Source organism: Paenibacillus sp. A14, assembly GCF_036864815.1.
GTDB lineage: Bacteria > Bacillota > Bacilli > Paenibacillales > Paenibacillaceae > Fontibacillus > Fontibacillus sanfengchensis.
Window position 1 is genome coordinate 709,385 of the sequence record NZ_JBAGJD010000002.1, and the last position, 12,658, is coordinate 722,042.

At 39.2% G+C, this 12,658-nt stretch carries 8 protein-coding genes; 1 reads left to right on the forward strand and 7 read right to left on the reverse strand.

What is annotated here, in order from left to right:
* Position 1: 1 nt before the first annotated feature.
* From V4U88_RS07560 to V4U88_RS07580, 5 genes are all read right to left on the reverse strand, one after another.
* Positions 2 to 1,492 carry a sugar ABC transporter ATP-binding protein gene (locus V4U88_RS07560; protein ID WP_334072649.1) on the reverse strand — a complete coding sequence of 497 codons (1,491 nt, stop codon included), beginning with the start codon at positions 1,490 to 1,492 and terminating at the stop codon, positions 2 to 4.
* 97 nt (positions 1,493 to 1,589) lie between these two features.
* Positions 1,590 to 2,573, reverse strand: a complete 984-nt coding sequence (locus tag V4U88_RS07565) for a sugar ABC transporter substrate-binding protein (protein WP_334072650.1) — start codon at positions 2,571 to 2,573, stop codon at positions 1,590 to 1,592.
* A gap of 203 nt (positions 2,574 to 2,776) precedes the next feature.
* Positions 2,777 to 4,783 (reverse strand): LacI family DNA-binding transcriptional regulator, encoded by a 2,007-nt coding sequence (locus tag V4U88_RS07570; RefSeq protein ID WP_334072651.1) that lies wholly within the window; start codon positions 4,781 to 4,783, stop codon positions 2,777 to 2,779.
* A gap of 297 nt (positions 4,784 to 5,080) precedes the next feature.
* Positions 5,081 to 5,338: a hypothetical protein gene (locus V4U88_RS07575; protein WP_334072652.1), complete on the reverse strand. Its 258-nt coding sequence runs from the start codon at positions 5,336 to 5,338 to the stop codon at positions 5,081 to 5,083.
* 146 nt (positions 5,339 to 5,484) lie between these two features.
* Complete coding sequence (locus V4U88_RS07580; protein WP_334072653.1) at positions 5,485 to 6,513, reverse strand: alpha/beta fold hydrolase; 1,029 nt, start codon at positions 6,511 to 6,513, stop codon at positions 5,485 to 5,487.
* Between the two features lie 148 nt (positions 6,514 to 6,661).
* Here V4U88_RS07580 and V4U88_RS07585 point away from each other — a divergent pair, with 148 nt between their 5' ends.
* Positions 6,662 to 7,570: a LysR family transcriptional regulator gene (locus V4U88_RS07585; protein WP_334072654.1), complete on the forward strand. Its 909-nt coding sequence runs from the start codon at positions 6,662 to 6,664 to the stop codon at positions 7,568 to 7,570.
* Positions 7,571 to 7,925: 355 nt separating this feature from the next.
* On the opposite strand, the gene V4U88_RS07590 is transcribed toward V4U88_RS07585, so the two are convergent.
* Both V4U88_RS07590 and V4U88_RS07595 read right to left on the reverse strand, forming a co-directional pair.
* The gene (locus V4U88_RS07590; RefSeq protein ID WP_334072655.1) at positions 7,926 to 10,574 is read right to left on the reverse strand and encodes a diadenylate cyclase; all 2,649 of its coding nucleotides are present in this window, start codon (positions 10,572 to 10,574) and stop codon (positions 7,926 to 7,928) included.
* Between the two features lie 258 nt (positions 10,575 to 10,832).
* A complete protein-coding gene (locus V4U88_RS07595; RefSeq protein ID WP_334072656.1) occupies positions 10,833 to 12,545 on the reverse strand; it encodes a hypothetical protein in 1,713 nt (570 codons plus the stop codon).
* Between the last annotated feature and the right edge of the window lie 113 nt (positions 12,546 to 12,658).

Genomic DNA, 12,658 nt, shown 5'->3' on the forward strand with positions numbered 1-12,658 from the left:
ATTAACCTCCTGTTGCATAGCGCATAATATTTTCTTGAGTTAGTTCGGACTGGGTTAAGTGTGCGGTCAATTTCCCTTCTCGCATGACACAAACAGAATCACACATATTGATGATTTCAGGAAGTTCAGAGGAGACTAAAATAATCGCCAGCCCCTGTTTGGCAAGCTCGTTAATGATGGAATAAATTTCGGATTTCGCGCCTACATCAACGCCTCTTGTCGGTTCGTCAAGAATTAAGAGCTTCGGATTCGTAGCCAGCCATTTAGCTAATACCACTTTTTGTTGGTTTCCTCCGGACAAACTGGAAACTTCCGCATCAGGCGAAGCCGTTTTTATATTTAAACTCTTTATATAAGTGCTGATTAATGCGCTTCTTTTTTCCTCACTCACAATCAGTTTATTTTTCATAAGGTGTTTCAGCTCGGACAGCGTCATATTAAAACCAACGGAATTCATTAACACGAGGCCTTGATCCTTGCGATCCTCCGGAACCAGTGCAATCCCTTTTTCAATGGCATCCCTGCAGCTTTTAATCTTCAGCTCTTCCCCGTTCAGAGAAACAGATCCGTGATCATAACCATAAGCGCCAAATATAGCAAGCATAAGCTCGCTTCTTCCCGCACCCATCAAGCCGGAGAAGCCAAGGATTTCACCCTTGTGTACGGAAAAGCTAATATCTTCAAAAACATTCTGTTTTGACAAATGTTCGACTTTCAACACAACCTCATCTTGACGAGAATAGGTCCTTGTATAAAAGTTTTTTAACTCTCTGCCTACCATCATCGCCACGAGCTCATCAGGGCCGCTCTTTTTCGTAATCACGGTTCCAACATACGTTCCGTCTCTAATGATGGTAATTCGATCAGTTATGGTAAACAGTTCTTCAAACTTATGCGAAATGTAAATGATGCTCACGCCATTTTGTCTTAAACGCTCCATCGTTACAAAGAGATGTTTGACCTCTTCATCCGATAACGAGGACGTAGGTTCATCCATTACTAAAATTTTTACATTAAAAGAAATCGCCTTTACGATCTCTACTAACTGCTGGTGAGCTACCGATAACTCGCCGACTAAGGTGTTCACATCAAGGTTTAGTCCCAATTCCTTAACCATTTCTTGGGCTTGAGCGTTCATTTGCTTTCTATCGATCAATCCCAATTTCGTAACGGGTTCTCTTCCCAAAAAAATGTTCTCTGCAACGCTCAGATAGGGTACGAGAACGATTTCCTGGTGAATGACACCGATCCCATGGGCTTGTGCATCGTGAACGCCTTTGATGTCCACCGTTTTTCCATGGATCAAAATTTCACCGTGATCGGGTTGGTGAATCCCGCCCAACACTTTGATTAACGTGGATTTGCCAGCACCATTTTCACCGAGTAAAGCGTGAATTTCTCCTGATTTAAGCTCGAAGTTGATTCCGTTTAAAGCTTGTGTTTGACCAAAGCTCTTAGCAATCGAATGCATTTCCAGGACGTTTTCAGCCAATGAGGTTCACCTCCGAAAGTAAAAAAAATGTAGAATGCAAGATAAACCTGAATTCTACGAAAATGAGACTATGCGAATTTAAGGGCTTTATCGTGAATTATTGCCACTCGCCAGCTGTTTCTTCAGCCATTTCTTTGGTTACCACGTGAGAAGGCAGCAGCATTTCTTTCTCAATTTCTTTTCCTTCTATTAAATCAAGAGCTGCCTGGAAAGATTTTTCGGCAATTTGAATAGGTACCTGAGCCGCTACCGCCTTAAGGGATCCATCTACTATCGCAGCTTTTCCATCTGGAGAAGCATCGATGGAGTACACGCTAATGTTCTTGCCGCTTGCTTCTACAGCTGCAGCTGCACCCAGTGCGGAAGGGTCATTGATCGCAAAGATGGCCGCTAAATTAGGATTGGCTTGGATAATGTCCTCAGCGATCGGCAGCGAAGCATCTAATGCGGCTTTACCGTCTTGCTGTGCAACAATATTGAATTTTGATTTACTATCCCCTAGACCCTCCAAGAAGCCTGCGACACGTTGAACACAGCTTTCATTGGAAGGGAAATCCAAAATCGCAATTTCTCCGCCGTTTGGAAAGTCTTTTACCATTTGCTCTCCCATCAATTTTCCCGCCATGAAAGCATCAGTAGCGATTATACTCTTAACTAAGTCCTGGTCGTCTTTGATTACCGCAGTATCCACGTTAAATACCGGAATATTTTTATCATTTAATTGTTCTAATCCTTGACGAATTCCCGCAGAATCAACCGGAATGATAAACACCGCATCAAATCCTTGGTTTGCAGCGTCAGACATTTGATTCATTTGTTTGTTCAAGTCGTAATCCGGATCCAACATAGTGAGCTTTACGCCTTTTTCTTTAGCCAGTCTTTCGTAGGTTTTTGTCATCGCCGTCTGGAACGTATTATTTTGCGTGTTTGGCAGGAAAGCAAAGCTTAATGTGCCGTCACCCTTTGCCGCATTGCCTGCATTGCCTGCATTGCCGGTAGTTGCTTCGTTTTTAGCGTTACCGCATGCGGCAAGTGTTAAAGCCAAAACCGTCACTGAAAGTGCTTTAAAAATTTTTTTCACTCTTATAACCCCCTATGGCTTAAATGAATTTCCTTTTTTAGCTAATAAAGCGTCCGGAGTAGCTGTATAAACGAAACAGTGCAACAGATACTCTATGTTGAAGCGCTTTCAAGCTATTGATTACGTAAAATATAGCATACTAGTGTTTTTTAAGTCAACGATTTCAATAAAATTTTATTGAATAGAGGGGGTTTCCTAATTTTTTACGTAAATTTATTTAATATAATGCTCTCAATCTCAGGCGGAGCCGGCTCAAGTGTTATATCCTTCCATGCTTTCAATAAATTTTTTGCCTCCACCCGATACGGTTGTACGCCGATATATTTATAACCATCTTGTCCCAACAAAGCTTTTGCCGTCGCTAATCCAACCGCAATACCTTGCTGATAAGGCCTTTGACTAGAAAGCCCCTTCACCATTTCTCCTCTTGCTAAATAAGTTGCAATTTCAACTTCCAAATCAAAGGTAAACATCGATATATCTTCTCTTTTTAATTCCTTTAGTGCTTTGATCGCTTCAAGTGCCGGCCGATCCCAGGATATATAGAGTCCTTTAATTTCAGGATTGGTCTTCAGCATTTCTTTGCATATTTCATAAGTGTTTTCGATTTTATGGAAATACTGCTCATTCACAATTTCAATGTTTTTGAAATTCGTGGTAATGACCTCTTTCGCCACAGCATCGCGCAAATGCGTCCCATAAAACGGAGCGCCGTGACCAATAAAACCGATCTTGACGTCTTTCTCGTTCTTAAAGTAGTTCCCCAACAGCAAAGCTACATTTTGACCGCTTTCCCGTTCATTCACCGAAACACAGGATGCATACTGGTCTTTGTTCATTCCTTCGGGAATATTACTTATGAAAATGAGTTTGACTTGTTCCGAAATACTGTGGAATTTCTTTGCCGTCACCTCGTCATCGACAGGTATAGCGATGATCGCATCCGGCTGTTGAAGCCTCAACCCTTCCAACTGGTTGACTTGTAATATAGGATCGAAGTGTGCATTGGTAATGGAAAGAATCGAAATTCCGTACTTATCCAGGGTGTTGCGAATTCCATTCTCATACAGTCTTGCCCATGCGGTGCCCCCATAGTGAAAGGAAATCGCAACCTTATAATTTCCCGCCTTTAATTGATCCGCCTCTGCTTGAGAAATCGTCAATTCTTCTGGGGAAATCGTTCTCTCTCCGAATGGCCCCTTGCCTATAACTTGGGTCGACCGTTGTATAGAGAGCTCCATGGGAATATTAATTTGTTCAGCCCCTTTGGAAAGGTCCTCCATTTGTTTGAGCAAAAGCTTGACCTCTTGAATTCCTATTTCCTCTGTATCGTGCTTAAGCATGGTTAAAGGAGGGGTCACAATTTCAGACCACTCTTCATCGCCGAATCCAATAACCGACACATCCGTCGGACATTCCAGGCCTAATTTGTTCAACACCTTTAACAGATTTAACGTCATTCGATTACCACTTGCAATAAAAGCGGTCGGCTTAATGCGGACCCATACGTCTCTAACCTTTTTTTCGATATCCTCATAACTATTGTTGTCTGCGTCTAACACCAATTCGCTTCTAAACGGTAGCTTGTACGAATTCAAGGCGCCCCGGTAACCTTCGATCTTGCTCTCCGATGAGGAAAAGCGGCCTCTCTCAATAATTAAAGCGATCTCTTCATGTCCGGATCTCAACAAATGCATGGCCGCTTGATAAATTCCGCCTTCACCATCGGAAAGCACAGAGCTAGCCTCTATATTCTTAACCGTTCGGTCTAGAAAGACAAAAGGAATACGATGCTGCACTAATTTATCAAACTGCTTGCCATCCGTACTTACAGGGACAATAATGGCCCCGGCAATCCGCTTATTGAATACGATATTCGTAATGATATCTTTTTCCTGAGCGACCTTGTCATGATGAAAATGAACAACCGGATTATACCCTTTTTCAATTAAGTACTCAGAAATCGTAGAAACCAATTTCGCATACAAAGTACCGCATAAATCAGGGACGACGATGGCGATTTCGGAGCTTTTGCCGATTTTCAGCTTGCTGCCTTTATTTTTTAACTTTTTGTCATAGCCGGTCCTTTTGATGATCTCCTCTACTCTTTCAACAAGTTCCGGACTGACATACCTTGACTTATTTATTACGTGGGAAACCGTAGCAATCGAAACCCCAGCTTCTTTAGCGATCTCGTTAATAGTAGCCATCAAATCACAACTCCCGATATTTTTTACGTAAATTTTTAAAAATTGTATCACCTTTCTAGAATGGGGTCAATGAACCGCGGCTTTGAAAGGGCTTGTATTTTTAAACTAAATCCACCAACCTCCTAAGTTTACGTAAATAGTTGTCTTTTGCGATAGATGGCTCTTCAACAAAAGCCCCTCCGGATTACGGAAAGGCTTCCTGTGGATGAGTCTTAATCATCTCTATTTATTACTATTCTAGCCCAGGCCTTCATGATAGACGTTCTTTCACTATATAGGTAATTTCCACATTTCGTATTAGTTGATTAATAATTTTGGTTGCTCATTTGCAGGCCCTACAATCGTGTTTCCGCCGAAACTGAGATGCTGACCATACTTCTCTACTATAAAGTCGTTAAACGATCCGTCTGCATCCACTGTGGCAATGACTGTGGGAGCCCCTTTTTTGGTGAACGTCATTTGATCCTTGTCCCATGCATTTGTTCCTCTTGCTCCCTTGTATCCTTTCAAATCCAGATTTAGCATCGTTTTTGCGTCTTTCACTGCATTCTTCATTAATGTATCCAACGTCAGCTTCTTGATCTTTGTATCTTTTGCTTTTTCTCCCTTTTGGAATTCTTCGTAATTATCTATGCTTTTACCATTACGACCGACGAACAGCTGGAACAGCTGCTAAAGTAAGTTCAAAGGACACTCCAATGTTAAGGCTGACTTCCGTTTGTACTAAGCGCCAACAAGCGTTTTAGATTGTCATCAATAAATGTATTATCGGCCCTGTTTATGCCGCGACCGGCAAAATGGCCCCAGATCGACTCTATAGGCTTAAATATAGCGTTCGGTATACGCTCAGCCTCGTATTCGCTATCGTCCGCCGGGCAGAAGAGATCCGTGCTCCCTGGCATGACGCAGGCAAGCGCCTTAATGCTTCCCAGCGCCTTATCGAAATCTCCGCTGTAGGCGGGATTTGCACTAATATCTGCATTTTGTCCCGTCCATAACATGGCTAGAACATTGTGCGGATCCATCCGCATAAAGCTGTTTTCCCAGACGCCGACCATAAAATCCGCCAAGGAGTCAAATCCCAGCTCACGATAAAGTTCCTCTCTGTAAAACGCCTGCGATACGCCCCATCCCGCATAGACACGACCAACGGCACGCATATCTGCAGCAGTCAACTGGTTGAGTTTGCTTGAATCGAAGCGGACGGCGGCCATAAGCGAAGCTTTCATGCCTTCCAGGACCACATATGTTTGAGGCCAAGTCTTGGCAATGCCGGCGAAAGGCGCAATGCGTTCCACCATGTCGGGATAACTTGCCCCCCATTGGAATGCTTGAATGCCTCCCATGGACCATCCAACGACGAGAGCGATCTTTTGGATGCCGAATTTTTCAGTCACCAGCCGATGCTGGAATTGAACGTTGTCGTAGATGGTTACCTGCGGAAAATTCGCCCGGTCGAATGGCGGAGGCGTGTTGCTGGGAGACGAAGATAAGCCGTTGCCCAGCAGATTTGGAACGATGATGAAATATTTTTGCGGATCCAGTGCCATGCCGCTGCCAATCAACCATTCATTCTGAACATGCTGATCGCCAAAAGCCGTCGGATAGACGATGACATTATCTTTTTTTTCATTTAATCTTCCATAAGTTTTATAAGCCAGAAAAGCGCCCGGTAACGTCACTCCCGACTGCAAAGTTACGTCGCCCAAATCGAAAATCTCATAATCCATCGTATAGCCTCTCCCTTCAAAATGAACCCTACCCCATGCCTAAAAATGTATTCCTTGTTGTTAGTATAGAACTGTGCTACCTTCAATAAAAGTGAATGAATTTCAACTTAGCATTCAATAATATTGAAAGTTAAAGGGGAATCATAGGATGGAATTGCGCCAACTTATTACGTTCCGTACGGTTGCGTCTACTTTAAATTTCAGTCGGGCTGCGGAAGCGTTGAACTACGTTCCCTCCAACGTCACAATGCAAATCAAAGCGTTGGAGGATGAGCTTGGCGTTCGCCTCTTTGACCGCTTGGGGAAGCAGCTTGTTCTCACCCATGCGGGCAAGCGCTTTTTAACTCAGATCCAAAGTGTTCTGGATAAATTGGACGAAGCTCGCAGCGCCGTTCACGACAATGAAGTGCTAAACGGCACCCTAACGATCAGTGCTAACGAGGTGATTTGCGCCTATCGGCTTCCGGCTGTCTTTCAACGATTTCGTGCGCAGCATCCGGGCGTTCGTTTGATCTTCCGCTCTGTTCCCAATCAGGAACTCAAGCAGGCACTCTTTGAGGGAACGGCCGATATCGTCTTTATGCTGGACGAGCCCGTTCGCTCGAACGGACTTACCGTGGAGCCTCTACTGGAAGAGACTTTCCGCCTTTTCGCCGCTCCAGACCACCCGCTCGCTAAACGAACAGTACTGCAGCTGGATGATTTTCACGGAGAAGTGTTCCTGACGAATGAAAAGGGCTGCCCCTATCGAACCATGTTTGATCGGTCATTTGAGAAAGAAGGCATGGATAGTATTACGTATTTAGAGTTTCAAAGTGCGGAAGCCATTAAACAATGCGCCATTTCGGGAATCGGCATTGCCTTTCTTCCCGAAATCGTAGTGGAAGCCGAAGTTGAACGGGGCGAACTTATTGCTCTTCCCTGGCAAATTCCAGACCTTCACGTGTATACACAGATGGCATGGCATAAAGACAAGTGGCTTTCACCCATCATGTTGTCTTTCATAGAAGCGGCAAGGGGGGGTTCTCCTGAGGGATATTTGAGCTTTGAATCGTAACGGTTGGAGAACAAGGGGAGAGATTCAAGATAAATAAAGGTTAGTAGTTAGTTGCCCCTTACAAACGTATTATCAAAAAACAGGAACATTGAAGGAACACCGAATAACCCCGTCTTGGGTGTAACGGGGCTGAACGACGCTTATTTGGAGTAGAGCTTCTAACCAAGCTGGGAACGCGGCCAAGATTGGCCGGCGCGAATCCCAAGCCCGTAGGGGATTGATAGCTCAAGATTCCGCCGTTAATTATGATAGGGTTAACCGTAACAACTATTGAGCAAAAAAGAGAGCTTTCGAATTGTGCTTTTTTTAATTATTCCTACCAAGCAGCAAAAAATTGACTTGAAGGATATAATAATCAATTTTTCATGTACTCCTCAAGGGTTACAGCAACTTCTGGATTAGTTACTTTTAATGTACTGTGGAATTCTTCAAAAAATTTCTCAAGATCATTACTAGCTTGACTATTTGTTCTATTTTCACTATATATAATAAGCGCTTCTCTGAATAAATCGCTATCTTTTATTATTTCTTTAATTTTTTTTATATAATTTGAATTTGATGCAATTAATTCAGCAAAGATAAGATCTTCTAAACACTCTTTTATTAAACCAAGTTTTTTGTTTAGTCCTGATCTATTAGAGTAAAGAACGTTACTCTTTTTTAGATTTATCGAATTTGTATAGCTTTCCTTTGCTTTTAAATATAGATTCTTTTTCTCAATTTTGTTCTTCTCTAAGTCACCAATACACTCTAACGAAATAGCCCTATTATTATAGAAATGATGATCAATCTTACTCTCTTTAGCTAGCGTAAAAAATTCGTCGTACTCTTTTATTGCCAGCAGATAATTATCCTTGTATTCCTTACTATCTGAAGGATACATTCGTGCTAAATAGAAATAGGAATTAGCTATATACTTATGAATAGACGCTGTATCTGTATTGGTATTCGCTTGCGTCAGTGCTTCACGATAACATAAAATAGCGGCATTATATTGTTCCACCGATTTAAACGTTCCATGTGCATGTCCTTTTAAAATAAAAAACCGAGGTGCTACATAGTTTTTTCCAGATCCTTCAATCCCCATTTGAAAATATTCTGCTGCTTTTTCATAGTTCTTTTTGTTGTAAAATGCCTCTGCTACCTTAAAGAACAAATGATAATCAATATATTTATATCCAGTAATGTTTCTTTCTATTTCAACAATTAACTCCTCTTTTTTAGGAGCTTCCTGATTAATTAAGTCGATGAACTCTTGAAAGAGCATATACAACTTTTCTTCATTATCTAGTTCTGGAATTAGATCCACTATCCCATCTTCAGATATTACTACTATCAGACACTTTTTCTTAAGATCAGTTATTTTCTCAAAGTAACGATATGCTGAATTAAATCTTGCGCCTCGGCTTGAATCACCTAAATTCTCACGGGCAATTCCATCTAAGATTACTCCTATCGCGTGGCATTTCCCATGAATATCAAAGTAAATAGCTCCATCGATGGACGTTATAAATTTAATATATTCGGGGTCTATTTTAGTCGGTTCAATCAGTGTTGACTGTTTTTTTAATGTTACTAATTCTGAAACTGCAGTATCATAATCAGTGATTACGACCATGGTACCATGTTTCTGCTCCTTAGATTTTCTGACGATTCTTTCCAGGTATTTAATCGATTCATCAAATTTATAATCAGCAGCTTCGTTTAGAAACTGAGACCTCATTATCGCTTTAAACTTTTCTGGCGAATAACCTTCCTCCCCTAGTTTTGGGCTTTTAAAGACCACGTTAATCAATTCTTTTGAAAGAATCTTCAAATTTCTTTCAAACCGATATACCTTTTGTTCGTTATGCGTGACTAATTTTCCGTTACTCTGATGATCATCCCTAATGGTTATCCAAGAAAGCGAATACTTGGAGATTCCTTTAAACTCTACTTTCAATAACAGTTGATCTTCTAATTCACTCCACTTAATTTCACCCAGACCATAAATATGTGTACCGTCAGAAATCAAATATAAATCTTTTTCTGAGTCTGTAAGTTCTAGTAATTTTCTAATTAGTTTTGAGTCTTCTAGCTCAATACAATCTTGACTTTGAAATTTTATTGTGAAATGTATCAATTTGCTTTTTTCTTGTAGATGCCCTTTATTTAAAAACAAAATACATCCGAAAGGACTACTGTTCTCATAAGTTCTTGTCGAAATATCATCTATTTTTTCAAGCAAATTATTAATGTAATACTGATTATTAGGTTGATCATTAAAAACTTTCAGTGAAGAAGTGACTTGTTGATTATTGTAAAATAAATTTTGAGACTTCCCAAAAAACAAACGTGTCATTCTACGAGTAAACTGAATACTATCTTCATTGTACTTTCTTCCTATTTCCCCATTTTTATCAATTAAAATGCCTTTACTATTATGTAAGGAAAAGTAATCCAGAAAATAAAAATCAAGATTCATTCTGACAAAAGATAGCTGCGGGGTTTTATAAAACAACTCAGATTGTTCTGGTGTAATATTACTAATTTCTATAATGTAAATAACTTTTTGAGTACTTTTCCTTGCTAACAAACTTAATGTATTTACATAGAATATTCTCTCATCTATATCTCCAATTTTCGGTATTTCAATAGAGTCATATGAGCTAATAGATTCTATTGCAGCTATTTCTGATCTATTCGTTCCAATATCATATTTTCTTTCATTGAAGTACTCTTGCAAATTGGCAACAAAATCTTCCTCAAGGTTAGGAATGTTATTTTCGACATCTAGTTCTGAGAAAACAGTGTAAATATTATTTATTTCTTCCTGGTTTATTTCTCTGTTGTTTTTAGAAATAAGATTCTTAATTCTAATAATTCTTTGTATTTCGCCATCACTGCCCAATAAAATACTATAACATTTAATATTGAGTCTTTTATTTAGTTTTTTTAAAATATTATCAAGATTTATGTAAACTATCTTATTTAAATTGAGTAAATCATCAGTCATAGACGCCATGATATATATCCCTTCTATGATTAAAATATTTAATATGATTTATTCTATACATAGATGATCTTTCCTTTTCCAGTGTTAATAAAAGAATTTATTCCTTTTTATTTATGATGCGGTTCAGCCTAACGGGGCTATCAGCGAAACTCCTTGGATAGCTTTGAAGTATACCCCGAAGGATTGTGAGAAAATTAAAATAGCCTTATGCTGGGGAACAACCCGGTATAAGGCTTTAATTGAGGTTTAAGTCTCCTTCTGAACTATTTATACTTTTTGCATTAGTTTTTCATGCTCACCAGAAAAACTCCATATTGGAGCTGAATCTAACTGTTTTCTACGATGGCCGCTATCTTTTGCCCAGAATTGTCTGAAAACAAATCCCCGCTTCATTTGCTTTTGGGTTACATAAAAACTCATATCTACCAAGTATGCAACGAACTCCTCTTTTTTTCTTTTTTCTGAGGAAGTTGACTCTTTAATAACGTGTAGATATCTCAAGTTAACCAAATTATTTAGTAAACGCTCATCTTGCTTTGCTAGTACAGTTGGATATAGAATAACATTTGTATTTAATTGCCCTATTATTTCTTTTTCAATCTTGTTTAATGCTGCCCTTAATTCTTCATCAGTCAAGTCAGAATCTGTCTCATTATTATTATCTTTATCAGCTCTTAATTCACGTACAACCGAGTAAATATGCTCCTTGCCAATACTATCTCGCTGATCTTCTCTTGTAGCCTTTACTAACTGACCAAACATAATAAGGAAATCCCTTGGAATACCTCCTGTTGCAACAAGTGAATAATTAAGCGCATCTTCACTACTGAATAAGGATTCTATATCCCTTAGTGATAACTCGAGTGATGGATCGATCGAACATACAATTCTTAATAAATGTTTCTTTTGTCGATCAATTTCAGAGAGATCATTGTCTAAATTAATAGGAGAATAATCATCTTTGTGGGAAAAATTGGATTCCCCCTCATTGTTCATTCTTAGTCGATGAGGTAGTGTTGATACCTTAAAACAAAAGCTGTTATTCTTGGAGTTTTTATATATATCGTGAAGGTATTGTAATATTCTTGGTTGTTTAATAAGTGAAATTTGATAAAAATCGTCTAAGTAAAGAACTATGTGTTTTTGTGTTAAATCAAAAAACTCATTAGTAATTGTTACCAGCGCCTCCTTTACATTATCAATTAAGGCTGTTTTTGTTACAGTTTTACTGTCTTCTACCTCTACAGTAACCTGAAGTGTATCGTTTTTCTCCTGCTCAACCGTATTTGTAGAGTTATATGCCATACTTGTTAAATTATTAATTGTTGTTGACAGTAATTCGTAGCTCGCCTTTACTTCCCCTTTAAGTTTTGTCTCACTCTGGAACTTAACAACTTTTTCATTCTTTTGTTTCATTGAACTTGTAGTTGCCATCTTAGTCCCTATTTTATAAGTTACTTCAGAAGGTGTACTTTCGATTTTATTGAGGATACCAATAAAATCACCTACAGCGCTATAGAAAAGCTCCAATCTCTGATATTTATCTAACACAGCAACATCACGTTTTCTTGTTATCTTCGCATAAATACCCTTTATACCTTTATACTGAGACTTATATATCATTTCAGCTGGTACTAGATAATCATCTCTTATCAAGCCTTGAATTTTGGTTAGCATTTTCAAAACAAGTTTTATAATTATAGTATCCGCATCCATATTGCGAATGGGTTGTAAATCATAAACTATTGGAAAATCGGAGCTTGAATTCTTTATTGCAGCCGACATAAGAGTGGTTTTTCCACTGCCCCTTCGCCCGTAAAGAATATGATTATTATGTACACTAAGCCTCGCTAAATTTTCTGAAGAATCAATATAATTGACTGTATCATCAGTTTCAGCATTTACTATTTTCCTTCTCCTAATTTCCTCAATCTGCGGTAATAGTTTATTTAGTTTTTCAGAATTAATCCCCAGACTCAATACAACCTACCCCCAAATAATGTCCCTGACTCTATACCATCAAAATTAATTGTCCTATGCTTATCGTGTAGTCCTTCTTTATATTATCATTTTTTGTAATATTTTAGGGGCAT